This is a genomic window from Pyruvatibacter sp. HU-CL02332 (assembly GCF_040362765.1).
Classification (GTDB): Bacteria; Pseudomonadota; Alphaproteobacteria; order CGMCC-115125; family CGMCC-115125; genus Pyruvatibacter.
The window spans coordinates 907,501-934,295 of record NZ_BAABWK010000001.1; the positions used below are offsets into that span (position 1 = coordinate 907,501).

Annotated in this window: 23 protein-coding genes (1 of these 23 running past the window's edge); 5 read left to right on the forward strand and 18 right to left on the reverse strand. The window is 58.7% G+C overall.

Features of this window, described 5'->3' with window-relative positions:
- On the forward strand, positions 1 to 698 hold the end of the coding sequence (locus ABXH05_RS04210; RefSeq protein ID WP_353559915.1) for a M23 family metallopeptidase. It extends 1,051 nt beyond the left edge of the window; the window shows 698 of its 1,749 coding nt (coding positions 1,052-1,749); its start codon lies beyond the left edge, outside the window; it ends in the stop codon at positions 696 to 698.
- Between the two features lie 72 nt (positions 699 to 770).
- Here the strand turns inward: ABXH05_RS04210 and clpB are convergent, their stop codons facing one another.
- Entirely contained in the window at positions 771 to 3,434 is a 2,664-nt protein-coding gene (clpB, locus tag ABXH05_RS04215; RefSeq protein WP_353559916.1) for an ATP-dependent chaperone ClpB, read from the reverse strand.
- A 289-nt stretch (positions 3,435 to 3,723) separates the two neighbouring features.
- On the opposite strand from clpB, the gene ABXH05_RS04220 reads away from it, so the two are divergent.
- Complete coding sequence (locus ABXH05_RS04220; RefSeq protein WP_353559917.1) at positions 3,724 to 4,518, forward strand: MOSC domain-containing protein; 795 nt, start codon at positions 3,724 to 3,726, stop codon at positions 4,516 to 4,518.
- 27 nt (positions 4,519 to 4,545) lie between these two features.
- Here ABXH05_RS04220 and ABXH05_RS04225 read toward each other — a convergent pair whose 3' ends face one another.
- The 6 genes from ABXH05_RS04225 to ABXH05_RS04250 all read right to left on the reverse strand — a co-directional run bounded on the left by ABXH05_RS04225 (position 4,546) and on the right by ABXH05_RS04250 (position 12,797).
- Complete coding sequence (locus ABXH05_RS04225; RefSeq protein WP_353559918.1) at positions 4,546 to 5,154, reverse strand: DUF4167 domain-containing protein; 609 nt, start codon at positions 5,152 to 5,154, stop codon at positions 4,546 to 4,548.
- A 468-nt stretch (positions 5,155 to 5,622) separates the two neighbouring features.
- Complete coding sequence (gene prmC / locus ABXH05_RS04230; RefSeq protein ID WP_353559919.1) at positions 5,623 to 6,492, reverse strand: peptide chain release factor N(5)-glutamine methyltransferase; 870 nt, start codon at positions 6,490 to 6,492, stop codon at positions 5,623 to 5,625.
- 8 nt (positions 6,493 to 6,500) lie between these two features.
- Entirely contained in the window at positions 6,501 to 7,586 is a 1,086-nt protein-coding gene (prfA, locus tag ABXH05_RS04235) for a peptide chain release factor 1 (RefSeq protein WP_353559920.1), read from the reverse strand.
- A 57-nt stretch (positions 7,587 to 7,643) separates the two neighbouring features.
- Positions 7,644 to 8,852 (reverse strand): helix-turn-helix domain-containing protein, encoded by a 1,209-nt coding sequence (locus ABXH05_RS04240; protein ID WP_353559921.1) that lies wholly within the window; start codon positions 8,850 to 8,852, stop codon positions 7,644 to 7,646.
- 216 nt (positions 8,853 to 9,068) lie between these two features.
- Positions 9,069 to 11,279: a phosphoenolpyruvate--protein phosphotransferase gene (ptsP, locus tag ABXH05_RS04245; RefSeq protein ID WP_353559922.1), complete on the reverse strand. Its 2,211-nt coding sequence runs from the start codon at positions 11,277 to 11,279 to the stop codon at positions 9,069 to 9,071.
- 246 nt (positions 11,280 to 11,525) lie between these two features.
- On the reverse strand, positions 11,526 to 12,797 hold the full coding sequence (locus ABXH05_RS04250; protein ID WP_353560978.1) for an aspartate kinase: 1,272 nt from the start codon (positions 12,795 to 12,797) through the stop codon (positions 11,526 to 11,528).
- Between the two features lie 199 nt (positions 12,798 to 12,996).
- On the opposite strand from ABXH05_RS04250, the gene ubiG reads away from it, so the two are divergent.
- A complete protein-coding gene (gene ubiG, locus ABXH05_RS04255) occupies positions 12,997 to 13,767 on the forward strand; it encodes a bifunctional 2-polyprenyl-6-hydroxyphenol methylase/3-demethylubiquinol 3-O-methyltransferase UbiG (RefSeq protein WP_502947730.1) in 771 nt (256 codons plus the stop codon).
- A 7-nt stretch (positions 13,768 to 13,774) separates the two neighbouring features.
- On the opposite strand, the gene ABXH05_RS04260 is transcribed toward ubiG, so the two are convergent.
- From ABXH05_RS04260 to ABXH05_RS04280, 5 genes are read right to left on the reverse strand one after another with little or no spacing between them, the layout of a single operon-like run.
- Complete coding sequence (locus ABXH05_RS04260; RefSeq protein WP_353559924.1) at positions 13,775 to 14,143, reverse strand: hypothetical protein; 369 nt, start codon at positions 14,141 to 14,143, stop codon at positions 13,775 to 13,777.
- Positions 14,144 to 14,173: 30 nt separating this feature from the next.
- The gene (locus ABXH05_RS04265) at positions 14,174 to 14,641 is read right to left on the reverse strand and encodes a DUF1178 family protein (protein ID WP_353559925.1); all 468 of its coding nucleotides are present in this window, start codon (positions 14,639 to 14,641) and stop codon (positions 14,174 to 14,176) included.
- Entirely contained in the window at positions 14,638 to 15,498 is an 861-nt protein-coding gene (locus tag ABXH05_RS04270) for a carbon-nitrogen hydrolase family protein (RefSeq protein ID WP_353559926.1), read from the reverse strand. The genes ABXH05_RS04265 and ABXH05_RS04270 overlap by 4 nt, the downstream gene beginning before the upstream one ends.
- 3 nt (positions 15,499 to 15,501) lie before the next feature.
- Positions 15,502 to 15,756 carry a glutaredoxin 3 gene (gene grxC, locus ABXH05_RS04275; protein ID WP_353559927.1) on the reverse strand — a complete coding sequence of 85 codons (255 nt, stop codon included), beginning with the start codon at positions 15,754 to 15,756 and terminating at the stop codon, positions 15,502 to 15,504.
- Positions 15,757 to 15,816: 60 nt separating this feature from the next.
- Complete coding sequence (locus ABXH05_RS04280) at positions 15,817 to 16,515, reverse strand: ComFC family protein (protein ID WP_353560979.1); 699 nt, start codon at positions 16,513 to 16,515, stop codon at positions 15,817 to 15,819.
- On the opposite strand from ABXH05_RS04280, the gene ABXH05_RS04285 reads away from it, so the two are divergent.
- Positions 16,480 to 17,544: a methyltransferase domain-containing protein gene (locus ABXH05_RS04285; RefSeq protein ID WP_353559928.1), complete on the forward strand. Its 1,065-nt coding sequence runs from the start codon at positions 16,480 to 16,482 to the stop codon at positions 17,542 to 17,544. The two genes, ABXH05_RS04280 and ABXH05_RS04285, sit on opposite strands and share 36 nt — an antisense overlap.
- A 27-nt stretch (positions 17,545 to 17,571) precedes the next feature.
- Here ABXH05_RS04285 and ABXH05_RS04290 read toward each other — a convergent pair whose 3' ends face one another.
- The 4 genes from ABXH05_RS04290 to ABXH05_RS04305 form a co-directional block, all read right to left on the reverse strand.
- Complete coding sequence (locus ABXH05_RS04290) at positions 17,572 to 17,739, reverse strand: Flp family type IVb pilin (protein WP_081826386.1); 168 nt, start codon at positions 17,737 to 17,739, stop codon at positions 17,572 to 17,574.
- Positions 17,736 to 18,155, reverse strand: a complete 420-nt coding sequence (locus ABXH05_RS04295) for a (deoxy)nucleoside triphosphate pyrophosphohydrolase (protein ID WP_353559929.1) — start codon at positions 18,153 to 18,155, stop codon at positions 17,736 to 17,738. Before ABXH05_RS04295 ends, ABXH05_RS04290 begins: the two co-directional genes overlap by 4 nt.
- 136 nt (positions 18,156 to 18,291) lie before the next feature.
- Positions 18,292 to 19,722, reverse strand: coding sequence for a bifunctional glutamate N-acetyltransferase/amino-acid acetyltransferase ArgJ (argJ, locus tag ABXH05_RS04300; RefSeq protein WP_353559930.1), 1,431 nt, complete (start codon positions 19,720 to 19,722; stop codon positions 18,292 to 18,294).
- Between the two features lie 60 nt (positions 19,723 to 19,782).
- The gene (locus tag ABXH05_RS04305; protein ID WP_353559931.1) at positions 19,783 to 20,718 is read right to left on the reverse strand and encodes a peptidylprolyl isomerase; all 936 of its coding nucleotides are present in this window, start codon (positions 20,716 to 20,718) and stop codon (positions 19,783 to 19,785) included.
- 313 nt (positions 20,719 to 21,031) lie between these two features.
- On the opposite strand from ABXH05_RS04305, the gene secA reads away from it, so the two are divergent.
- Positions 21,032 to 23,809: a preprotein translocase subunit SecA gene (gene secA / locus ABXH05_RS04310; RefSeq protein WP_353559932.1), complete on the forward strand. Its 2,778-nt coding sequence runs from the start codon at positions 21,032 to 21,034 to the stop codon at positions 23,807 to 23,809.
- Positions 23,810 to 23,883: 74 nt separating this feature from the next.
- Here the strand turns inward: secA and ABXH05_RS04315 are convergent, their stop codons facing one another.
- Positions 23,884 to 25,221, reverse strand: a complete 1,338-nt coding sequence (locus ABXH05_RS04315) for a spinster family MFS transporter (RefSeq protein WP_353559933.1) — start codon at positions 25,219 to 25,221, stop codon at positions 23,884 to 23,886.
- A gap of 63 nt (positions 25,222 to 25,284) precedes the next feature.
- Entirely contained in the window at positions 25,285 to 26,598 is a 1,314-nt protein-coding gene (locus ABXH05_RS04320) for a spinster family MFS transporter (protein WP_353559934.1), read from the reverse strand.
- Positions 26,599 to 26,795: the final 197 nt, after the last annotated feature.

Consider the following 26,795-nt stretch of genomic DNA (forward strand, 5'->3'; position numbering starts at 1 on the left):
AGTACAATGATGAAGACGGTGAGCGCGTGAAGACAGGCGACATCCTGTTTGCATCCCTGCAGACCGGCAAGAAGCCAATGACACTGTGGCGCTTTGAGATTCCCGGCGAAGACACCGTGGACTACTTCGATGAATCCGGTCGCAGCACCAAGAAGTTCCTGATGCGCACCCCCATCGATGGCGCACGCATCTCTTCCAACTTCGGCAAGCGCCGCCACCCGATCCTTGGCTACACCAAAATGCACACGGGCACTGACTTCGCAGCGCCCACGGGCACACCCATCTACGCGGCAGGCAACGGCACCATCGTCAAGGCCGGCTGGCAGGGTGGCTATGGCAAATACGTCAAGATCCGCCACGCCAACGGTTATGAAACGGCCTACGCCCACATGAGCCGCATCGGCAAGGGCATCACGCCCGGCGCCCGCGTCACTCAGGGCCAGACAATCGGCCGCGTCGGCACAACGGGCCGGTCCACTGGCCCGCACCTGCACTACGAAGTGCATGTGAAAGGCAAGAAGGTGAACCCAATGGCCATCCGCGTGCCCACGGGCCGCAAGCTGGAAGGCAAGGCACTCAACGCCTTCAAGGCAGCCCGCGACGGCATGAACGCGGAAATGGCCCAGGTAGAGCCCCTGAAGCCGGCGATCGAATCCGCCAGCACAGCAACACCGGACGAAAACAATTCAGTCGAGTAAGCGTCTCGACATCGGACACGAAAAAGGGCGGCTCAAACGAGCCGCCCTTTCTTTTTGTCGTTGGCAATCAGGCTAGTGCACAACCGGCCCTTCCGGGTCGTCACCAACCGGTGGAACCGTCGGCAAATCAGAGCCGAGCCCGCCAAAGTCAGCGCTGACATCGCGCCCGTTGATGATCAGGCCACCTTCTCCTGCATCCACTTTGACCGTCTCGCCATCATGGACAGCGCCCTCAAGCACAAGCTCTGCAAGGGGATCCTGCAGGGCGCGCTGGATGACACGCTTCAATGGACGCGCCCCATAGGCGGGGTCATAGCCCTTCTCAGCCATCCACAGCTTGGCGGCGTCTGTGAGCTCCAGCGTGATCTTGCGGCTCTCCAGCAGGCGCATGAGGCCGCCCATCTGGATATCCACAATGCCGGACATCTGATCGCGTCCCAGACGGTGGAACAGGATGATTTCATCCAGCCGGTTGAGGAACTCAGGCCGGAAATGCATCCGCACCGACCCCATCACCTGCTCACGCACGGCTTCTGAGTCTTCGCCATCCGCCTGCGCCACCAGATATTCAGCGCCCATATTGGACGTCATGATGATAAGCGTGTTGCGGAAGTCGACTGTCCGGCCCTGCCCGTCCGTCAGGCGTCCATCATCGAGCACCTGCAGCAGGACGTTGAACACATCGGGATGCGCCTTCTCGATCTCGTCAAACAGCACGACCTGATAGGGCCGTCTGCGGACAGCTTCGGTCAGCGCACCGCCTTCTTCGTAGCCAACATAGCCGGGAGGTGCGCCGATCAAACGAGCAACCGAGTGCTTCTCCATGTATTCGGACATATCCATCCGAACGATGGCGCTGTCGTCATCAAACAGGAAGCCAGCCAGAGCCTTGGTCAGCTCCGTCTTGCCAACACCGGTTGGCCCAAGGAACATGAAGGAGCCAATGGGCCTGTTGGGGTCCTGCAGACCCGCGCGTGCACGGCGCACGGCACGGCTGACAGCGGCCACAGCTTCCTTTTGACCAATCACGCGATTGGCCAGTGCTGATTCCATCTGCAGCAACTTCTCGCGCTCGCCTTCCAGCATCTTGTCGACGGGTATACCCGTCCAGCGCGAGACGATGCCTGCCACATGCTCATCCGTGACTTCTTCATCGAGCATGGCACCGGTGTCCGCGTCCTCAGGCTCCGCCAGCTTCTTCTCAAGCTCAGGGATGATGCCGTAAGCAAGCTCACTGGCCTGCTCCAGATTGCCCGCACGCTGCGCCTTCTCAAGGTCGCCTCGTGCCTGATCCAGCTGCTCTTTCAGCTTCTGAGAGCCGGCAAGCTTCTCTTTTTCGCTTTCCCAGCGCGCCGTCAGTTCAGACGCCCGTTGCTCAAGCTCGGCCAGGTCCTTCTCAAGCGTTTCAAGACGGTCCTTGGACGCTGAGTCGGTCTCCTTCTTGAGGGCTTCACGCTCAATCTTGAGCTGGATGACCTTGCGGTCGAGCTCATCAAGCTCTTCGGGCTTGGAATCCACCTGCATCCGCAACCGGCTGGCCGCTTCATCCACAAGGTCAATCGCCTTGTCCGGCAAGAACCGCTCGGTGATGTAGCGATCGCTAAGCTGAGCAGCAGCCACGATGGCAGAATCGGTGATTCTCACCCCGTGATGCAGTTCGTATTTTTCCTTCAGCCCACGGAGAATCGAAATCGTATCTTCGATTGTCGGCTCATTGACCATCACAGGCTGAAAGCGACGCGCCAGAGCCGCGTCTTTTTCAACATGCTTGCGATACTCGTCCAGCGTCGTGGCACCAATACAGTGCAGCTCACCGCGTGCCAGAGCAGGCTTGAGCAGGTTTGAGGCATCCATGGCCCCATCCGTCTTGCCGGCGCCCACAAGCGTGTGCATTTCGTCGATGAAGAGAATGATCTGGCCATCAGCCGCGGTCACTTCGTTGAGAACCGCCTTGAGACGCTCCTCAAATTCACCGCGATATTTGGCCCCGGCAATGAGCGAACCCATATCGAGGGCCAGCAATGCCTTGTCCTTGAGGCTTTCCGGCACATCGCCATTGACGATTCGCAGTGCCAGACCTTCCGCGATGGCAGTCTTGCCCACCCCCGGCTCACCAATGAGCACGGGATTGTTCTTGGTACGGCGCGACAGAACCTGAATCGTCCGGCGAATTTCTTCGTCACGGCCAATCACCGGGTCGAGTTTGCCGTCCCGCGCGACCTGCGTCAGGTCACGGGCATATTTCTTGAGCGCGTCATACTGGTCTTCCGCCCCGGCACTGTCGGCCGTGCGACCCTTGCGCAGGTCCTGGATAGCGGTGTTGAGCCCGTTGGGCGTCACGCCTGCTTCCTTGAGCGCTTTGCCAGCATCCGTCTGTGTCGCCATGACGAGGGCAAGCAGCACCCGTTCAGCGGTGACAAAGCTGTCGCCTTCCTTCTTGGAGATTTCTTCTGCCGTATCAAACACGCGCGCGGTCTCCGGCGCGAGATACAGCTGTCCGGCACCCGTCCCTTCCACCTTGGGAAGTTTATCGAGTGTCAGCTCAACCGCCTGCAGCGCCACGTCAGGGCGTCCACCGGCTTTGCGAATGAGATTGGCAGCCAGGCCTTCCTCGTCATCGAGGAGGACTTTGAGCATGTGCTCCGGCTTGAATTGTTGATGGCCTTCGCGAACGGCCAGCCCCTGCGCAGATTGCAGAAAGCCTTTTACGCGATCTGTATAGCTCTCGAGATTCATCGAGGTCCCTCTTTTCAGCCCTTATTGGCACTGTATGAAACGTCCCCATTCGGGCAACGTTCCGGAGTTATGTTTGACGCAGGATCGCCCAAAAGAGGCACGTTCCTGCCCATTACATGTGGTGTGCCATTTACGCCACACAAGTGCCCAGCTTCACAAAAGCAGCGGAAAATCGAGCCGAAAGCCGCTGATTTGACAAGGCTACCCCATCAAGGTTGCCATGACCTTCACGCGAAGATGTCCTTCACCGCATGCCGACCACCTCACGAGTTTGGAGAAACGACCCTAAATGGCTGATTCACGCGTTACAGCGCTCTACCGCTACCCCGTCAAAGGCCTGTCAGCGGAAGAACTTGGAAAAGTCAGCCTCAAAGCGGGCGGTACCATGCCTTGGGATCGCGCCTTTGCCATTGAAAACGGGACAACGGATTTTGATCCCAGCGACCCGCAATACTTCCCAAAGACCAAGTTCCTGATGCTGGCCAAGAACGAGCGGCTGGCCACTCTCGAAACCCAGTTTGATGATGACAGCGGCACGCTGACGGTGCTGCGCCGCGACAAGGGCGGCAAGGCCAAGCAAGTGGCAAAAGGCGACATCACCTCACGCATCGGCCGCCAGCTGATCGAACACTTTTTGACCAGTTACATGGAAGACGATCTGCGTGGACCACCGCGCATTGTGACAGTGCCCGACGCTGCCGGTGCCGGGTTTTCGTTTTCTGATGTGCCAATGAAAGTTCTGTCGCTCATCAATATGACAAGCGTGCGCGACCTGGAACGGGTGACGGGTGAACCGGTTGATCCACTTCGGTTCCGCGGCAACGTCTATGTGGATGACTTGCCCGCCTGGAGCGAACTGGAATGGGAGAACAAGACATTCTCCATCGGATCGCTAAAGGTAAAAGGGATTTTGCGCACCCAACGCTGCGCTGCCACTAATGTCAATCCAACAACTGCCAAGCGGGACATGAATGTGCCCCAGACCCTGCGCATCGGCTATGGCCACATGGATATGGGGCTGTATTGCGAAGTGTTGGAAGACGGAGATCTCGCGACCGGTGATGTTCTGACACCACCGGCCTGATCAACATGCAGGCGAATGATCCGTGCCCTAGGCAGGCTCACTCACGGCATCATCCGTATCGCCCTCAGGCGCTGGAGCAGGCGTCAGCTTGATGACTTCCGCCTCATTGGGGGAATCATCGTCGGCATCACCGCCCGTATCTGCATCTGAGTCTGCATCCGCGCGATTACCATCCACCTCGGCGGAAGGCGCTTCATTGTCTGCAGCGGCTTCGGTTTTCTCCTGGACGTTGTCACGACGTCGGCGACCACGACGGCGATTGCCACCTTCACGTCCACCGTCAGACTTTTCAGCGTTGCCATCTGCGGCGCCGCCATCAGCGTTGCCATTGGCTTCCGCTTCTGCCGCAGCACGCTGTTCGCGTTGCTCACGCTGCTGCTGGTTCTGCTGCTGTGTCTCAAGCACCATGCGGTAGTAATGTTCCGCGTGCTGAAGATAGTTTTCAGCCCCAACACGGTCTCCGCTGGCTGCCGCATCGCGGGCAAGCTGCTGGTACTTTTCGCTGATGTGGCTCGCGTTACCGCGAATCTTCACATCCGGCCCGTTGCTTTCATAAGACCGGTTGGCATTGTTGCCACCGCCACCAGGCTTACGCCCACGGCCGCGTGATCTGTTGTTCTGCTTGTTATTCGCCACTGTGTGTTCCCATTACGTGGTCAAAACATCTGTCAGGGTCGGCACATCGCCACGCGACATTCCGTACCACTGAAATTTCGGACGAGCCGGGGTCCATCACCCGGCGCCATCATGTGTCGTCTTGCTTTTGGCGGTTTTTCAAGCGCGCTGGGCCCATATGGCCGCGCCGCTCAGTTTCTGCCGCAAAACTGCTATTCCCGATATTGACCCTGCAAGCCGCTGCCACCGCATCCATTCAAACCCTGCCTGCATATGAATCGGTGCGGGCAAAGTACATGTCACCAACCGCTTTATTCCTGAGGCCTGTGACAATCACAGGGTTCATTTTCGCGGTCTGTGGTGGGCAGGAGAGCGCCTCAAAAGGCCGGAGCGCACATATGCGCGTATCCCCTTGCATTCAACCTAGCCGCTCACCCGGCCCAAACCAAGCCCTTTTTGGTTAAGGCGGAAAACACCGTAAATCAGCCGTCAACGGCGTGGCGCGCGGGCCACAACGACCCGGGGACGCCCCGCCAGGTCCCGCAGCATGCCAAGCCCCCGGCCCGACACGTTTGCGCCGACACCCCGCAAGATTTCCTGAACAGCGGTAGCCTGAGTCGGCCCGATTTCAAAAGCCAGCAGCGCGCCAGGCAAGGCGACCAGAGGCAACTGGCCAGCAATACGCCGATAGGGCTCAAGGCCATCAGCGCCCCCATCCAACGCCTGCACCGGGTCATGCCCGCGCACGTCACGCATCAGGCCCGGCAGCTCCCCACGCGCAATGTAGGGTGGGTTGGAAACAACCACATCCGCCAGACGGGTCGGCACCCTCCCCCAATCAGACAGGACAAACGCCGCACGATCATCAACACCGGTCGCCCTGGCATTGGCACGCGCCATCCGCAGCGCGCCGTAAGACAGATCAGACCCCAGCCCGCGCGCCTGTGGCAAAGCTGTGAGCAGTGCCAGCAATATGGCGCCAGACCCTGTTCCCAGATCGCGAATGAAAGGGCGTTGTTGCCCCCCCACACGGGCCAGCACTGCCGCGACCAGAGTTTCAGTATCAGGGCGCGGGTCTAGGGTGTCGCCGGACACACCAAGCTCCAGCCCCCAGAATTCCCGGCGGCCCAGGATACGCGATACAGGCTTTCCGCCAGATCGCGCGTCCAGAAACACTTGAAACGTCTGATTGGCTTCGATCGCAATGGCTCTATCGCCATGCATCACCAGCGCCTCATGGCTCAACGCGGCGGCTGCCTGCAGCAAAAGGCGTGCATCGAGCGCGGCTGTTTCAATGTCATGCTGAGCAAGAAACGCCCGCCCTCGCGATAGCGCCTGCGACAGGGTTTCACCTGTCACACGGGCACTCACGCGTCTTCAGGCTCGTTGATGGCGGCAAGGCGTGCGGCCTGATCTTCCGTGATCAGTGCGTCCACAACTTCATCCAGCGCATCGCCGGAAATGACCTGATCGAGTTTGTACAGCGTGAGATTGATCCGGTGATCCGTGACACGGCCCTGCGGAAAATTGTATGTCCGAATGCGCTCGGACCGATCGCCAGAGCCAACCTGGCCACGTCGTGCTTCGGCACGTTCCGCATCCACCTTGGCACGCTCTGCATCAAAAATCCGGGCCCGGAGAATCTTCATACCCTTGGCGCGGTTCTTGTGCTGCGACTTTTCATCCTGCTGCGACACCACAATGCCAGTTGGAATATGGGTAATGCGCACCGCACTGTCCGTGGTGTTCACCGACTGGCCGCCGGGACCCGATGCACGGAACACATCAACGCGCAGATCTTTTTCCTCGATCTGCACGTCCACTTCTTCGGCCTCGGGCAGCACGGCAACTGTTGCGGCCGACGTGTGGATACGTCCTGACCCTTCCGTCTCCGGCACCCGCTGAACACGATGCACGCCGGATTCGTACTTCAACCGGGCAAACACGCCTTCGCCCTTGATGCCGGCAATGACTTCCTTGTAGCCACCGACGTCACCTTCAGACACGGAAATGATCTCAAGTTTCCATCCCCGCAATTCGGCATAGCGCTGATACATGCGGAACAGACTGCCCGCAAAAAGAGCTGCTTCGTCACCACCGGTGCCCGCACGCACTTCGAGAATGGCATCGCGAGCGTCAGCGACGTCCTTTGGCAGAAGCAGGATGGAAATCTCATGCTCAATGTCAGGAATGCTTGCTTCAAGCTCCGCGCGTTCTTCGCTGGCCATCTCGCGCATGTCCGCGTCGAGGTCCTTGTCCTCCAGCATGACCGCCAGATCAGCCAGCTCCGTGCGTGCGCTCTGTAGCTTGCGCGCAGCGGCAACCACCGGCTGGAGTTCAGCAAACTCCTTCGACAGCGCTACATAGGCGTCAGGATCCGGATTGTCAGACATCTTGGTTTCAAGATCGGACTGACGGGCCAGCAATTGTTCTATTTTTTGCTCGGAGAGCATGAGGGCCAACGCTACTTAAGGGAAACGAGATACGGCGGGATAGGCTGCCGCGTATCGCTACTGCCCTGAAAGCGAGGCTGGATCAAGAGGAATGTCCGCAAGAGGTTTCCCGACCGGCCCGGCAGTTCCAGCGGACTTGCCATCTACAAAGAGCTGCAAGGCGCCTGCATTACGCGTAGCCAGCACCATTCCAGCTCGGTTGGGCGCCCGATAGCTTTCGCCTGCCCGAAGCGTGCGCGACAGCAATACATTGCCATCCCCATCTTCGACCCGGACCCATGTCTGCGCATTGGCACGAATGAAAATGCGGCTGTCGTGGTTCTGCTGGCCATAAACGAAACCTTCCCAAGAGCGCTCAGCACCGGTTTCAAGCGGAGACACCTGGTCTTCGGAAGGGGTCACCGCCGCTGGAGACATAGCTAGTTCTGGTTCGGAAGCTGTTTCAGTCACGGCTTGCCCTGCCACACCGGCTGCCTCACCGGAAATTTCGCCGGCTGTACCATCAACACCAGCAGCCGTTTGGGCAGGTGTGCCCACGTCAGCGGACGCGTTCGTTTCAATAGCAGAATTGTCAGTCTGCGGTGTCCCGGCACCGGCCACATCACCAGTATCAGATGCGGTCACACTGCCGTCAGTTGACGCCGCTTCACGGCCTTCAAGACCCGCCTCTGTAGTTCCTGCCGTAGCAGAACTGCGTTCCACCGCGGTGCGCGGCAGAGACGCCGGACGCACTGCCGGAGCAACACGTGTTTCAGGAACAACGCTTGGCACACCGGTTGTGCGTTCTTCCACGACACGGTCAGCCGACACCGTCAGCGTCCAAACACCATACAGAGCCGCCAGCGCCAAAACGGCAATCACCACAAACGCCCCACGCGGTATCCGCGATTCTTCTTCAGCTTCCGGGAATACCAGCGCCGGCCCGGAAGTCTGGGCCGCGTCAAACTCAGCCTTGAATGCCGTCACAGTCTCAACTTCATCAAGACCAAGATATTCAGCATACGTACGAACAAAGCCGATGGAGTAAGCCCGGCCAGGCAGCGCATCAAAATCACCGCCTTCAATGGCCTCAATCTGATCCCGGCGAATGCGCAGCTGACCGGCGACTGCAGAGATGTCTTCGCCCAACGCAAGCCGAGCCGCATGCATCTGAGCACCGGTGGTGCCGCGCGGTTCGGGATTGTCATCCTGAATGTCGCGCAGGTGCAGCCGTCGCGTCGAACGAACCGACGCATCTTCCAGATTGAGTTTAGTCACTTTGCCCATAATTACGGCCTGCGTGTCCCCATTGGCGCCTGGATGCCGCGCCCTGCCGGGGCATCTCATGTCGCCGAAACCAATATGTATCCCGTCCCCGCGCGCCTCGATGCACATCAAAATACAGCCGAGGCACCGCGCAGCTTGTGGATATCTTCCACTCAGGATGTCAGAAGATGGTTACTAAACAAAAAACCACCCGTAACTGCAATGGTTTAGGGCTGTTTAGAGCGGAATCTTGTTGTCGAAGGCAAATTCGGCCAACTGAGACCGAAGGCTGCTGTCCGGCAGGCTGAGGCGTTCGTTCACAAAGTCTGCAAGCTTGCCCGCATCCAACTCCAAAATCATGGCCTTCACCGGACCGACGGCAGCAGGCGGAATGGAGAGTGTCCGGAAACCAAGCGCGACCAGCGTCATCGCCTCAAGCGGGCGACCAGCCATCTCCCCGCACAGGGATACCGGCACATCATGAACACCGCATTGGGCAACAACATGCTGCAAAAACGACAGAACCGCAGGACTTAGCAGGTCATACCGGTCGCCGACGCGGGGGTTTCCCCGATCGCTGGCAAAGAAAAACTGCAGCAGATCATTGGATCCGATGGATATGAAATCCACCAATGGCAGCAGGGCATCAAGCTGCCAAGCCAAAGACGGCACCTCCAGCATTGAACCTACTTTGATGTCCAACGGCTTTGGCTGGCCAAGCCGGTCCAAGCGCGTCAGTTCCTTCTCCAGCAGCTCCCGAGCCGCCTGAAATTCACTTACCTGCGCAACCATTGGGAACATCAACCGCAGGTTTCGTCCCGCCGCCGCCTGCAAAAGGGCCCGCAACTGGTAACGCAACAGCCCTGGCCGATCGAGCGCGATACGGATCGCCCGCCAGCCCAAAGCCGGGTTTTCCTCTTTTCCGTGCGCCAGATAGGGCAGCACCTTGTCGCCGCCCACATCCAGAGTGCGGAAAGTCACTGGCTTGTCACCTGCCTCGTCCAGCACTTCCGTATAGAACGCGCGCTGCTCGGATAGTTTGGGCATGGCGGACGCGATCAGAAACTGCAGTTCGGTCCTGAACAGGCCAATTCCATCTGCCCCTGCTTCATGCAGATGCGGCAGGTCCACCATGAGGCCGGCATTGATCGTCAAGGATACATCTATGCCGTCCTTCGTCACGGCCGGTTTGTCGTGCAGCTCGCGGAACTGAGCCTGTCGCTTGGCCCTGAAACGCGCTTTTTCGGAATAGGAATCGACAATTTCCGGGGACGGCAGTGCGTAAACTTCGCCCGTGTCACCATCGGCAATGACGGCATCACCTGCTTCAAGCAGATCCGTAATGCCTTCCACGCGGCCAATCATCGGAATGCCAAGCGCCCGCGCCACGATGGACACATGCGCCGTCGCAGATCCTTCTTCCAGCACCAGGGCGCGCAGCTTGTCACTGTCATAATCCAGCAGTTCAGCCGGGCCCATATTGCGCGCGATGATGATGGCATCTGTCGGCAGGTCGTCACCGGCGGCAGTCAGAGGCACACCAACAAGGTGGCTCAGCAACCGGTTGGCGAGATCATCAAGGTCATGGAGCCGCTCGCGCAGATAGGGGTCTGTCTGCCGCATGAGGCGTGCGCGGGTTTCGTTCTGCACCCGCTCAACAGCCGCTTCAGCCGTCAGACCGCTCTCGATTGCCTCGCGTAAACGCGCCAGCCACCCGCGGTCGTTCGCAAACATGCGATACGTCTCAAGAATTTCACGATGCTCGCCTGCCCGGCCCAAATTGTCTCCCGACAACATGGCGTCAACCTGCGCCCGCAACTGGCCGATGGCTTCTTCAATACGGCCAAGCTCCTCGGCGGTATCCTCGGCAATGATCTTGGTAACGTGAAATCTTGGCTGGTGCAGAACCGCATGGCCGAGGGCAATGCCTTCGGAGATTGCAACGCCGTGATGGTGCATGGCGCGGTCATCAACCAGCTCGGCTTGATGCAACGCCGCCAGGTTCACCAGTTCGCCAGACGCCACCATCTCCGCCAGCACCATGGCCACGGTTTCAAGCGCTTCCATCTCTTCAAGCTTGTAGGCACGCGTTGTGGCGTTTTGAACCGCAAGCACGCCAAGCACACGCCCGGACCGCAGCAGCGGCACGCCAAGATAGGAAAGATAGGGGTCTTCACCCGTCTCTGGGCGATGGGCAAAGGCCGGGTGCTGCTGCGCATGAGATAGAGCCAATGGCCGCGCTGTTTGCGCCACCGTACCAACCAGACCTTCACCAAGCGCCAGAAAGGTATTGTGCACGGCCTCCGCACGCAGTCCTTCCGTCGCAAACAACTCTAGTCGGTTGTCAGGCTGTAGCAGGTAGATGGAGCACACTTCGGCCACCATATTGGAGGCAATCAGGCGCACGACAGTCTGCAGCCGGTCATCAGCTGACCCGGACTGTGCCATCACTTCCCGAAGGCTTCTCAATAATGTGCGCGGACCGTGCGCTGTCGCTACCACCGGCGGCTAACCTCTATCGCTATATGTCGCTGGACTGGAGACGCGAGCGCGTCGCCAAATACAAGTGCCGCAAAAAAGCGGCTCAAATTTGATCTACGAACAAGATCATCACGAATGCAGCTCTTATAGCATGGACAAGATTGCCCGACGCGCTATTGACCCTACTAGGTCAGCCACACCTGTTTACCTGTGCTAGGCCGCTTCGCCGTCAAGGCCGTAGGCCGTATGCAATGCACGCACTGCAAGCTCGGTGTATTCCGCATCAATGAGCACGCTCACCTTGATCTCGGACGTGGAGATCACATGGATATTGATGTTGCGGTCAGCAAGGGCGCGGAACATTTTCTGCGCAACGCCTGTGTGGCTGCGCATACCAACGCCAATGACCGAGATCTTCGACACATCACCGTCTGCGATGAGGTGCTGATAGCCAATCTCATCCTTGGCCGCTTCGATGACAGCGCGGGCTTTGTCCAGCTCCGCATGGCTGACCGTAAAGGTCAGGTCCGTCATCGAGCCATCTTCAGACACATTCTGGACGATCATGTCGACATTCATGCCTGCATCGGCCAGCGGGCCAAAAATTGCCGCTGAGACACCCGGCTTGTCAGCCACTTTCACCAGCGTGATCTTTGCTTCATCGCGCGAATACGCAATGCCGGTCACGAGTTCCTGTTCCACAATTTCCTCCTCGTCGCAGACGAGCGTTCCTGGCAGGTCTGAATTGCCGTTTGTCGCAGCCACAAGTTCGGGCGCGTGGGGATCATCAAAGGACGAGCGCACCAGCACTCTGACCTGATGGGTCATTGCCATGCCAACGGATCGCGTCTGCAGCACCTTGGCACCCTGGCTGGCCATCTCCAGCATTTCTTCATAGGTGATCTTGGCAAGCTTTCGCGCTCGCGGCGTCATCCGCGGGTCCGTCGTGTAGACCCCATCAACATCCGTATAGATATCACATCGGTCTGCATTCAGTGCCGCAGCGAGCGCTACAGCGCTCGTATCAGATCCACCGCGCCCAAGCGTTGCGATGCGATTGTTTTCGCCAATGCCCTGAAAGCCTGCCACCACGGCCACTCGGCCCTCGGCGAATGCCTGTTCCATGGCATCCGTCTCAATTGCCTCGATGCGGGCCGCACCGTGCACGCCGGTTGTCCGAATGGGAATCTGCCACCCAAGCCAGGAACGCGCGGGCACACCCATGTCACTTAGCGTAATGGCAAGCAGGCCGGATGTAATCTGCTCACCGGCGGACACAACGGAATCATACTCGCGCGCATCATGAAGCGGCGCGGCTTGCTTGCACCAGTCTACAAGCTGGTTGGTCGTTCCGGCCATGGCCGACACGACGACGGCAACTTCATTGCCCGCGTCTACTTCACGCTTCACATGCGCAGCCACGACACGGATACGTTCAATATCCGCGACGGACGTTCCGCCGAATTTGAGCACCAGACGCGCCATGTGACCTGTCAGCACACCGGCCAGCCATCGCTGGACCAATTGGCACGGTGCGCCATATCCTTCCTGAAACTGATAGATACACGCCTTGAAACCGGCTCTGTGAACCGGCAAAACGCGGCGTACACATACAGTGAGCGCCATCAGCCTGCAACCAGCCCGGCTCAACTCGTGCACATTTGAGGAACACCCCATGGCAGCCATGCCAGAGGCTTCATCCAAGACCGATAGTCCCCAGAATGGGACCGTAGATGCACAGGAAATAGCCAAATTCTCCGCCATGGCGGCTGAATGGTGGGACCCTCACGGCAAGTTCCGGCCCTTGCACAAATTCAATCCGACCCGTCTGGCCTACATCCGCGAGCATGTTTCGGCCCATTTTGGCCGCGCTGCTGACGCGCCAAAGCCCCTTGAAGGCCTGCGGCTGCTGGATATCGGCTGCGGCGGCGGCCTGCTCTCAGAACCCATGACTCGCCTTGGCGCCAACGTCACAGGCGCCGATGCTGGTGAGAAAAACATCAAGACAGCATCGGTCCACGCTCAAGAGCAGGGTCTTGAGATCGACTACCGGCACACCACGGCAGAAGCGCTTGCGCAAGCCGGGGAGCAGTTCGATGTCATCTTGAACATGGAAGTCATCGAGCACGTCGCCGACACGCAGGTTTTCATGAAGGAGTGTGCAGCGTGTCTGAAACCGGGTGGCCTGATGATTGTTGCCACCCTCAACCGCACCGCCCGGGCCTTTGCCCTGGCCATTGTCGGCGCAGAATATGTGCTGGGCTGGCTCCCGCGCGGCACGCACGAGTGGAGCAAGTTCATCACGCCGGACGAAATGCATCAGATGATGGTCAAGTCCAGTCTCACGCCTGGAGAGTTGACCGGTGTCAGCTTCAATCCGCTGGCTGACAAATGGTCCATGTCCCACGACACCGCAGTGAACTACATGCAGACGGCGACCAAACAGTCAGCCTAGATCGCGACTACTCCTCGGTGAATTCGTACTCACCGACTTCGCAGACATCCACATCCTCATCGGTCACTTCATCGCCATCCAGAAACACGGCTTTGAAATCATACCGGCATGCGTTGCTGCCATCATCGATGTCGATGACAACATCATCACCGGGCACGAGAACGTCCTGGCCCAGAATGTCTTCTTCCCAGGTCTTGGATGCGATGGATGATGCATAGAATTCCATCATCGCCACGCTGGTATTGTTCACAATGCGAACCCGGCGGTCTTCATCATCGGCAATTGCGGCGGAAGAAGCGCCCAGCACCAGCACCACCGCAACGATTGCGGCCAGATTTGCGCTGGCGACAGATTTGATAATCGATCTGATGTACATGACTTGCCCCCATTATTGGCGGCTCATGCGCTAATTCGACTTCCTGCGCTTGGCAGGAATTGGCGCGACCGCAACCCCATCTTCAATCAGGTCGCGGGCTTCTTCAAGGGTGGCTTCGCCGTAGATCTGTCGCATCTCGGCTTCCTTGTTGTGAATCGCACGGGCTTCATCGGCAAAATTATCACCCACATACTCGGCATTTGCCTCCACATGAGAGCGGACTTTGTCCATGAAAGCCGCAAGTTCCCTGGCTGCTTTCAACGCTTCACCCCCGTCCCCCTTGAGCGCAGGAGGCGGCGTTGATGCGTCAGGTGCTTCGGACTTCTGATTGCTCTTGCGACCAATGGCAGGCGCCATCAATGACTTCTCGACCTTGGGCGTTGCACACACCACGCAGGACAGATGGCCCTGTTCGGCCAGGGCATCGTAGGCAGCGCTCGAAGCGAACCACGATTCAAACTCGTGGCCGTCAGCGCATATGAGGCTGTAGCGGATCATTGTGCGGACAATGGTGCGTCTTCAGACGCATGTCGCAAAGTAAAATCGCGATCATGTTGAAGCGAGGGAATACGCGATCGCGCCTCCTCGACTTTTGCAGGATCAATGTCGGCGCAGACAAAACCAGTCTCTAAACCTCCATCCGCAAGCACCTCACCCCACGGGTCAATGATCAGACTATGCCCGTATGTCTTGCGGCCATTCTCGTGGGTGCCAGACTGCGCTGCTGCGAACACAAATGCGCCCGTCTCAATGGCCCGGGCCCGCAGCAGCACGTGCCAATGCGCTTCGCCTGTCACCTGGGTAAAGGCCGAAGGGACGGTCAAATACTCAGCCCCCGCCTGCGCAAGCGCGCGATAGAGGTCAGGAAAGCGAAGGTCGTAGCAGACGGTCAGCCCAACTTTGCCAAATCCAGTCTCGGCCAAAACGGCCTCACTGCCCGGCTGATAATTCTTGGATTCAAGATAGCTCTCGCCATTGGGCAGAGACACATCAAACATATGGATCTTGTCATAGCGCGCATGAATGCGCCCGTCCGGCCCCATCAGAAAGGAGCGGTTGGCAACCTTGTCTTCGGACACCTTGATGGCCAGCGACCCAACGCTCAGCCAGATGCCCAGATCCCCTGCAAGAGCCGCAAGGTCGCGAACCGCCAGCGTGTCATCTTCGTATGTCACGGCTGCAAAAAGATGCTTGCCACCGGCTTCCATCAACAGGGTATTTTCGGGTGTACAGACAAAACCGGCCCCGTCGCGCGCGGCATCACGCACGTGGTCACTCGCTGCCTCAATATTGGTAGTGGGCTCACGGCCGGAGCACAGCGACACGCAGGCGGCGCGAAACGGAGCGGCGCTCATGGCCTAGCTGGCCAGCAACGTGTCGAGGGCACCCTTGGATTCAAGTGCGTAAAGTTCATCGCACCCGCCCACATGGGTATCGCCGACAAATATCTGCGGCACGCTGGTGCGGCCGGCGCGATCAATCATCTTGTCGCGCGCGCCGGGGATAGCCATGACGTCCACTTCTTCATAGTCCACGCCCTTGTCGCGCAGCAGTGCCTTGGCCCGATGGCAATAGGGGCAGATCTGGGTGGTGTAAATCTGGACTTTGCTCATGAATTCACCTGCATGTGCAGCGACTTGGCTGCTTGTCTGGAATCTCTCAATTGTTGCGCATCATATGGTGGCGTCCTGCGGCGCGACAACCCGCGCCAGGGTCAGAACATCAACCTGCGCAGCGCCCGCCCGGCGCAAAACCGCAGCGCAGGCCTCAACTGTGGCGCCGGAAGTGAGCACATCGTCGATCAAAACAACGTGTTTTCCAGCGACAGTGTGCTGCGCGGACGCCGCGGACGACAGCTTGAATGCCCCGCGCACATTGCGCCGCCGACCTGCCCGGCTCAGCCCGACCTGGCTTTGAGTGGGTTTTGACCGCTCCAGCAACATGACATCCACCGGAACAGTGGTTTGCCTGCTGATGGCATTGGCCAGCGCTGCCGCTTGATTGAACCGCCGCCAGATGAGCCGCCGCCGATGCAAAGGGACGGGCACCAGAAGGTCGGCGCCGTCCAGAAGTTCGCGACCGGCAATGACCATCCATCGGGCCATCAATCCGGCCAGATCCATCCGGTCACTGTATTTGAGCTGATGCACAAGCCTGCGTGCGGTGCCGTCATACAGCATGGCCGCCCGCGCCCGGTCATATGTCGGCATACGGGCACTGGCCGCTGCGCTGATGGCCCCTGCCCCCACATCTCGCTCAAAGGGCACACCGGTAACCGCACAAAGAGGGCGGGTAATGAAGCTCAGATCAGCCCAGGCATCCGGTGAGAGTGTGCCATGCTCAGCAACGCGGTCGCCGGTGATCGGGCACACCGGCGGCAAGGCAAACTCCACTACACCCCGGACGACCTGCCCTATGGATCGCCCCGTCGCCCTACCAAGTGTCTGAAACGCTTTGCCCATAGGCACAGGGTAAGCTATTTCAGCCCTGTGACCGATCCCAATCCACAGACCCCGTTCGATACGACCCTGATCCGCCAGCGGCGCAACCGCGCGGCAGCAGGCTATGGCGCGTTCGATTTCCTCAAAACGCTCGTCGCCACGCAAATTGCTGAACGGCTTTTGGATTCAAACCGGTCGTTTGAAACAGGCATCGACATTGGCAGCCACCACGGTCAGGCCCGCGCACCGTTGATCGCATCAGGCAAGCTCAACCGCCTGATCCACACAGACAGTTCACCAGCCATGCTGCGGCATGCGCAGGGACCACGGCTGGTCATGGATGATGAGCGGCTGGCATTTGCAAATGGAAGCATCGATTTCATCACCAGCGCGCTGGTGCTCCACCGCCTCAACGATCTGCCAGGAGCACTCATTCAGATCCGCCGGTCACTCAGACCCGACGGCCTCTTCATCGGCGCCATGTTTGGCGGTGAAACACTGATGGAACTGCGCACAGCTTTTTCGGAAGCCGAAGCAGAGATAGAGGGCGGCATTAGCCCTCGCGTGGCACCGTTTGCCGATGTACGGGATATGGGCGGCCTCATGCAGCGCGCGGGATTTGCCCTGCCGGTCGTTGATGCAGATCGCCACACGGTCACCTATGAAAGCGCCTTCGCCCTGCTCCGCGACCTGCGCGGCATGGGGGAAACAAACGCCCTCAATGCCCGGCGGCGACAACCATTGCGGCGCGCGACCTTGATGCGGATGGCCGAGATTTACGCGCAAAGATACGCAACGCCCGATGGACGCGTGTCCGCAACATTTCAGATTGTGTATCTGGCAGGCTGGGCGCCGGACGACAGCCAGCAAAAGCCCCTGAGGCCCGGCAGCGCAAAGCAACGCCTTGCGGATGCATTGAACACGGAAGAAATCAGCACCGGCGAGAAGCCAGGCGAGTAGGCCAGGGCATTGAGCGCGATGAGCGGCTTAACTGAAGCCGTCGGTTACGGTGCCAAACAGACCGGCAACATCTACACCAAGCGTATTGACTGCCGTGATGATCGCAACAGCAATGCCGCCGGCAATCAGCGCATACTCGATCGCCGTTGCTCCGCTTTCGTCTGCCATAAGGCTTTTAGTCAGAAATTCTTTCATCCTAAAAAGTCTCTCACTAGGGCGACCAGCGGAACATCCGCGGGCGGCATCTCATAATCTCTCATGCGCACAGGCCGGACCCACTCCAGCGCTTCGTGCTCAACCGCTGTGACCGTTCCCGACCATTTGCGGCATACGAACAGCGGCATCAGTAAATGCCACTCGTCCTCCCCGGCATCGCCGGAATATGTGTGACTGGCAAATGTCAGAGGCGCCAGACAGGCGGCCGTCACGTCAATGGCCAGTTCTTCTTTCAGCTCACGAATGAGCGATTGTTCTGGCGTCTCTCCCGCTTCGACCTTGCCGCCAGGAAATTCCCAGAGCCCTGCCATTGCCTTGCCCTTTGGGCGCTTGGCCAGCAATACCCGGCCATCCACATCAACAAGAGCGCAGGCCGCAACAAGAACAATCCGCATAAAAAACGCCAATCATTTGCAACGCAGTCTGGCACCACGCCGTTAAGAGAACATGAGGACAATACTACACACACGGCATAACGGGCCGCACATGGGCGACAGCGTTAACGATTGCTTACCTGAAAAGGAAAGCGGCCTAGCTGCGATAATCAGCATTGATGGAGATGTATCCATGGGTCAGATCGCACGTATAGACCGTGGCCTCGCCCTGCCCGACACCCACATCAATATCAATGGAGATGTCCTGACCCTTGAGGTGCTTTGCGACTGGCGCCTCGTTGTAGCCTTCGACGGCGCGGCCAGCCTTGGCGACTTCCACACCGCCAAACCCGATGGAGAGTTTGTCCCGGTCAGCGGGCTCACCGGCCTTGCCGACAGCCATGACCACGCGTCCCCAATTGGCGTCCTGACCGGCAATGGCGGTCTTCACCAAGGGTGAGTTGGCCACAGCCATCGCGATGCGGCGGGCCGAGTTGTGGCTCTCGCCACCCTTCACCGTGATGGAAATGAACTTGGTAGCCCCCTCACCGTCACGCACCACCTGCATGGCAAGGTCATGCATGACCTCGGAAAGCGCCTGACGGAAGGCTCGCAATTTCGGATCCCCGGGTCGTGTAATCTGTGCATAGGGTGCCTTGCCCCCATCCGGCCCACGCCCGGTTGCAAACAACAGCACCGTATCGCTGGTGGAGGTGTCGCTATCCACCGTGATGGCGTTGAAGCTGTCACGCAGATTGAGATCCAGCAGGGCACCAAGGGTGCGCTGGGAAATTGATGCATTGGTAAAAATGTAGGAGAGCATGGTCGCCAGATCGGGCGCGATCATGCCAGAGCCCTTGGCAATGCCGCTTATGACCACCGGGCTGCCATCAATCTCCACAGTCCGCGACGCTGCTTTGGGAAATGTATCCGTGGTCATGATTGACCGGGCAGCCATTTCAAAGCCACCAGGCTTCAGCGCATCAAACGCAGCCGGCAAGGCGCCGGTGATCTTGTCGTTCGGCATTGTTTCACCAATGACCCCAGTGGAGCCGATGAAAACGTCCTTCTGACGAACGCCCGCAAGTTTGGCAGCCGCAGCAGCGGTAACCTTCACGGTTTCCATTCCCGCCCGGCCTGTAAACGCATTGGCGTTGCCCGACGTGGACACAAGAACACGACCCTCGCCACCCTCAAGATTAGTCCGGCACCAGTCCACCGGAGCAGACGCCGTGCGCGAACGTGTGAGTGCGCCGGCCACGGTGGTGCCTGGCGCCATGACGGCAAGGAGTAGGTCCTCGCGAGCTTTGTATTTGATCTCTGCACGCGTCGTTGCCATTTCGAGACCCGGCACGTCCGCCACATCCGGGAACCGCGCAGGGGCCAATGGTGAAACAGGCAGGCCCGACTTGTTCTTGGACTTGCTGGACGCCTTCTTTTTTGCGGACGCAGGCTTGGCTATGGCCGCCTTCTTGCCACGGGTTGTCTTGGAGACGACCTTCGGCTTGGACTTCAAAGCCGTGCGGCCTTTAGTCTTTGAAGGGGCCTTCTTGGCCTTTGAACCGGTTGACCGAGATTTGATCGCCATTGTGCCCGCCGCGCTGGAAAGTGTGCCTGTGCGTTCTCTAACTGGAGTTGCCGTCAGGCGCTACTGCTGAGGGACGATTTGCGGGCGCGCGCCCGCTTCATCCTCGCCCGTGAACTTGATGTCGGCTTTGTCGCGGACGCTATCAATGAAAGGCGCCGCCTTTTCGTCGCGCAGCTGCCCCTTGATGCTCTCTTTCACATCATCAAAGGCAACCAGCTGCTGCTGACGGCGATCTTCGACCTTGATGACATGCCAGCCAAAGTCGGATTTGACGGGCGCCGACACCTGGCCAGGATCAAGAGCAAAGGCAGCCGTGGAGAATTCCGGCACCATGCGGTCCTTCACGAAGTAGCCAAGATCACCACCATCCTTGCCACTGGGGCCTGTCGACACTTCCTTGGCGAGCTCAACAAAGTCTTCGCCGCCGTTGATGCGTTCAATCACGGCAAGAGCGGCTTCCTCAGTCTCCACCAGAATATGGCGGGCACTGACTTCTTCCTGCACCTCAACTTCGCTGATCTGCTTGTCGTAATAGGCCTTGGCCTCTTCATCGCTGACCGCGTCCATGAGTGAGCGATTGAGATACACATCCCCGAGCACTTTTTCGGCGTAGTAAGCCATCTGGCGTTTGACCTCAGGATCTTCTTCCAGCCCGTCCGCACGCGCAGCAGCCGCAAGAGCCTTACGGTCCACAATCAGGTTTGCCAGATACTCAAACTTTACGTCTTCCGGGACGCCGGAAAGCTGGGAACCCAGATCCCGCTCCGCCAGAACCACGTCTGAATAACGCACCTCTTCGCCATTGACGGTAGCAATGACGGCATCCTCGACCTGCTCGGCTGCGGCTTCTGCTGCGGGTGCTGGAGCGGCTTCAGGCTCCTGAGCAACGGCGTTGGCCCCAAAAGCTGCAAGACCTGCAACAACAAATAGGGAAGGCAGGGTCAGGCGCGGCAAAGTCACAAGGTTTGGCGCACGGTCCAGCTTAAGGCCGATCATCAGCGTATCACTCCGGTTCACAAGTCATTCAGGCGGATCGGGCGAGAACCGCCCTCAGAATGCATCTTCACCACGAAGATCACCCTGCCACAAGCCGCATTTATGACGGATTTTCAGGCATTTATGGGGCATAAACATTACCGAACCTCCATGGTCCGCCGCGTTGACACGTCCCATGGCCACCACTATCTCTCGTGCGCCTGTATCCTGCGCTCAATTGCCTTGATATATGCACGCCTTAAGGCCTGATCCGCAGCCCTGCGGCCCTGGCCACTCCAACGCCGTCATCCAGTAAGTTAAGGTCACCCCATTCATGGTCTCGCTCGGAAGTTTCGCCAAAAGCCTGTTCGGCTCTGCCAATGACCGGCAACTGCGCAAATACCGCCAGAAAGTTGACCTTATCAACGCGATGGAGCCCGAACTCGAGGCCCTGAGCGACGAAGAATTGCGCGCCCGCACTACCGAATTCCGCCAGGAAATCGAAAACGGCGCCAACCTTGATGACCTTCTCGTTCCAGCTTTTGCCACCGTCCGCGAAGCCGCCAAACGAACCCTCGGCCAGCGCCATTTCGATGTGCAGCTGATCGGCGGCATGGTTCTGCACGATGGCCGCATCGCCGAAATGAAGACCGGTGAAGGTAAGACCCTCGTCTCCACCCTGCCCGCCTACCTCAATGCACTGTCCGGCAAGGGCGTCCATGTGGTGACGGTAAACGACTATCTCGCCGAGCGTGATGCGCGCTGGATGGGCCAGGTCCACGAGTTCCTCGGCCTGCGGGTCGGCGTCATTCTGCATGGCCTCGACGACACCCAGCGCCGCCAGGAATATGCCGCCGACATCACCTACGGCACCAACAACGAACTGGGCTTTGACTATCTGCGCGACAACATGAAATACGCGCTGAACCAGATGACCCAGCGCGGCCATAATTTCGCGATTGTCGATGAAGTGGACTCGATCCTCATCGATGAAGCCCGGACACCGCTCATCATCTCAGGTCCGACCGAAGACAATTCCGAGCTCTACACAACGATTGACGGCTTCATCCCCCGGCTCTCGGAAGAGCACTACGAGCTGGATGAAAAGCAGCGTACGTCTTCGCTGACCGAAGAAGGCAATGAGTATCTCGAGGACATTCTGCGCGAAGCTGATCTGCTGCGCGGCGACAATCTTTATGACATCGAGAACGTCTCTGTCGTCCACCACATCAATCAGGGCCTCAAGGCCCACAAGCTGTTCCAGCGCGACAAGGACTACATCGTCAAGAACGGCAAGGTCGTCATCATTGATGAGTTCACCGGCCGCATGATGGAAGGCCGCCGTTACTCAGATGGCATGCATCAGGCACTGGAAGCCAAAGAGCGCGTAACAATCCAGCCTGAAAACATCACGCTGGCGTCGGTTACCTTCCAGAACTACTTCCGCCTCTACAGCAAGCTGGGCGGCATGACCGGCACGGCGCAGACGGAAGCTGACGAATTCCTGGACATCTACAAACTCGAAGTGTCCGCCATCCCCACCAATGTGGATGTCTCGCGCATTGACGAAGACGATGAGGTCTACCGGACCGCTGCCGAGAAATACGATGCCATCGTTGAGCTGGTGAAAGACTGCATTGAACGCGGCCAGCCGATCCTTGTAGGCACGACCTCGATTGAAAAATCAGAACTTCTGGCGGAGCTTCTGAAAAAGAAGAAAGTGCCGCACAACGTTCTGAATGCCCGCTTCCATGAAGAAGAAGCGCAGATCGTGGCTCAGGCCGGCGTGCCCGGTGCCGTCACCATCGCCACCAACATGGCCGGTCGTGGTACGGACATTCAGCTCGGCGGCAATCTCGACATGCGCATTGAGCACGAACTCGGCGACATGGTGGAAGGCGATGCCCGCGACAAACGCGAAGCCGCCATCAAGGCAGAAGTCGAAGAGCTGAAACAAAAGGCGCTGGACGCCGGTGGCCTCTATGTGTGCGCCACAGAGCGTCACGAAAGCCGCCGCATCGATAACCAGCTGCGTGGCCGCTCAGGCCGTCAGGGCGACCCCGGCCATTCCAAGTTCTTCCTGTCGCTTGAAGATGACCTCATGCGCATCTTCGGCACCGACCGCATGGACGGCGTACTGCAGAAGCTTGGCCTGGAAGAAGGCGAAGCCATTGCCCACCCCTGGATCAACAAGGCGCTGGAACGCGCCCAGTCCAAGGTAGAAGCCCGCAACTTCGACATTCGTAAGAACCTGCTCAAATATGATGACGTGATGAATGACCAGCGAAAGGTCATCTTCGAACAGCGCATCGAGTTAATGCACGAAGAAGACCTGTCGGAAACCATCGCGGACATGCGCCACGAAGTGGTGGATGAACTGGTCGCGACCCACATCCCTGAAAAGGCCTATGCCGAGCAATGGGATGCTGCAGGTCTGCGCGAGCAGGCGCTCAAATATCTCAATCTGGACATTCCGGTTGAGGAGTGGGCGGCCGAAGAAGGCATTGCGAACGAAGAAATTCACGAACGCCTGACCCGCGCCTCCGACGAAGCCTTTGCCCGCACAGCATCACAGGCGGGCCCGGAGATCATGCGTCAGGTTGAAAAGAGCGTGCTGCTGCAAACGCTTGATGGCCACTGGCGTGAACATCTGCAGATGCTGGACCACCTGCGCCACACGATCGGTCTGCGCGGCTATGGCCAGCGTGACCCGCTCAACGAATACAAGACGGAAGCCTTTGAACTGTTCGAAAGCCTGCTGCACCGCCTGCGTCAGGATGTGACCGGTAAGCTGATGCATGTGGAAGTGCGCCAGCGCGAAGACCTGCCGCCGCCGGTAGAAGGTCAGGCGCTTCCTGAAATGGAAGCCCAGCACATTGACCCGGCAACCGGTCGTGACGAGATGATTGATGCTGACATGCGCGCCATGCGCCAGCAGGACGGTGATGCAATGCTTGCAGAGCGCCCGCGTCCTTCAGGCACGATCCGCAATGCGTCCGGCGCAGCTTTGGACCCCAACGACACCTCCACCTGGGGCAAGGTTGCACGCAATGCACCCTGCCCATGTGGGTCTGGCAAGAAGTACAAGCACTGCCATGGTGCGGTCGCATAGCCAGCACCTGACACGCGCACGAAAAAAGCCCCGGCCTGATATCAGGCCGGGGCTTTTTGTTGGCGTTATTTGCTTCAACCAGGCGTGGCTTCTGACTGCGCCTTGATGCGGATCAGATGACGGCCGGCAAGGTAATAGTGCCAGCCACCCCAGACTGCCGCGAACGACAGGACCAGGAGTGAGTAGCGCAACGAGTCCTTGCCATAGTCAGACGCGAACACATCACTAAGGATGCCGACTGCCTGTGGACCAAGACCCATACCGACAAGGTTCACGATGAACAGCATGATGGCTGAACACAGCGCCCGCATCTTGATGGGGGCCCGGGTCTGGATCGTCGCAAAGCTTGGTCCCAGATAGAACGCGCCCAGCACCAGTGTTGGCAGATACACAATGAGTGCAATGGTGAGGTTTGATTCAAGGAAGAACCACACCACCAGCGGTGCTGCAGCAAACATCCCGATCGCGACCACCCACATGCCACCGGCAATATGTTTCTGCGCTGCCCAGTCAGACAGACGCCCGCCCAGATAGGCACCAAAGCCACCAAAGATACCAATGGCAAAAGCCAGATAGGTCCCGACTTCCAGGAGCGACATGCCGTGGCTGCGAATAAAGAATGCCGCAATCCACGTGGTGCCGCCGTAGCCCACAAAGGCCACGAGCATGATGCCGAAAATGACATTGCGCGACACAGGGTCAGACAGCAGGTGCTTGAAGCCAGCAAGGATTTCGACCGACATCTGTGACCAGTCGATTGGTTCAGGCTCTGTCGGTTCAAGACCGTCTGCAGCCCCGCGCTGGGGTTCAATCATCGTGTACCGCACAAGCGCCGCGATGATCAGGCCCGGAAGGCCGACAACAAAGAACGCCGCACGCCACCCGTAATATTGCGCCACATAGGCACCCACGAGGAAGCCGATCATCACGCCGAAATAGATACCCAGCGAGTAGATGCCCAGGGCACCGGCTCGTTCTTTTTCCGGATACAGATCAGCAATCATTGAGTGGGCGGGTGGACTGGCCCCGGCCTCACCGACACCAACACCAATACGGGCGGCCGCCAGCGTCCAGAAGCCGATGGCAAAACCACCAAGGGCTGTCATCAGGCTCCAGATCGCAACCGCAATCGCAATGATGTTTCGCCGGTTGATCCGATCCGCCAGAAACGCGACAGGCATGCCCAGCGTTGCGTAGAACAACGCAAAGGCAAGGCCCGTCATAAAGCCCATCTGGGTATCGCTTAAGAGCAGATCATTTTTGATGGGCTCAAGCAGAACCCCCATGATCTGCCGATCAACAAAGCTGGAGGTGTAAACCACCACCAGCATGAACAGCGCATAGCGCCGGTACTGTGGGGTAATTCCTCCCCCAACCCCGGAAGCACCTCCGGGGGACGTTGCTTGAGACATAAAGACTCCTCCAGGCTTCTGGGTCACCCCCAGAATGCCATCCAATTCCCCCGGATTGATAGGCTACTTGGCGTCTGCACTGACCAGGTGCTTGCCTGCCAAATAGTAGTGATAGCCACCCCACACGCTGATGAAGGACAAAAGCAGCAAGGCGTAGCGTAGCGATTCCTGTCCATAGGTAGGAGCAAGCGCATCACTCAGCACACCCACTGCCTGAGGCCCAAGCCCCAGACCGATGATGTTGAGGATGAACAGCATAATGGCTGAACACAGCGCCCGCATATGCACAGGTGCGCGCGTCTGGATCATCGCGAACGATGGGCCAAGATAAAACGCCCCCAGCAGTACCGTCGGGATGTAAATGATCAGCGCAACGCCCGTGTCCATTTCAAGGAAGAAGAATACGATGATGGGAGCGGCTATGAACTTAGCGAAAGCCACAATCCACATTGTCCAGCGTCGGTCCTTGGCACCCAGCTTGTCTGCCAGACGACCACCGGTAATAGCGCCGATAACACCTGCACCACCAATAACGGCAGCAAGATACTGACCCACTTCGATCAACGACATGCCGTGACTGCGGATGAAGAAGGCCGCGCCCCAATAGGCACCGCCATACCCAACGAAGGAGACCAGCGTTACGCCGATGACCACATGCCGGGAAACTTTGTCCTGCCAAAGATGAGCAAAGCCTTCTTTGACCTGGGCCTTTGCAGCAGCCCACTCGATTGGACCAACTTCAGCAGGTGCTGTGCCGTCTGAGTGACCGCGCGGCGGCTCCCGGAGGGTAAAGCGAACAAGCAGCGCAATGATAAGGCCCGGTGCACCGACAACGACAAACGCCATCCGCCAGCCATAGTCATGCGCCACATAGGCCCCGACCAGGAAGCCGAGCATGATCCCGATATAGACACCCAGCGCATAAATCGCGAGCGCCCCGGACCGTTCTTCCGCCGGATAGAGATCGGCAATCATGGAGTGAGAGGGAGGGCTTGAACCTGCTTCACCAATGCCGACGCCGACGCGGGCAAAGGCAAGCGACCAGAAGCCAACCACAAACGCACAGGCGACGGTCATGAAGCTCCAGGCCGTAACCGCAGCCGAGATGATGTTCCGACGGCTCCAGCGGTCAGCAAGGAAGGCAATGGGAATGCCCAGCGTCGCGTAGAAGATGCCAAAGGCAATGCCACCCAGAAAACCCATCTGGGTATCAGTCAGCATGAATTCATTGCGGATGGGCTCAAGCAACACGCCCATGATCTGGCGATCCACATAGCTGGATACATAAGCCAGCAGCAGGATGAAGAGGGCGTAGCGTCGATAGGCAGGCGTAATCTCAACAGCGGGCGTTTCGCCGTTCTGTGTTGTGTCGGTCAATTGTCTCTCCCCACGGGGACAAACAGGCCTCCCCAAAGGATGACCGACCTGACCCCAGCAAATTCAGGCCTAGACGGCCCAGCGGCAGTTTTGTGCCGTTCTGGCATTAACTCTAGGGGTTTCCTCAGAAAAACGGTAGGGGGATCATGCAGCATATATACACCCCATTAACCCGCATAGGTTTAAGCTCTTCTCGT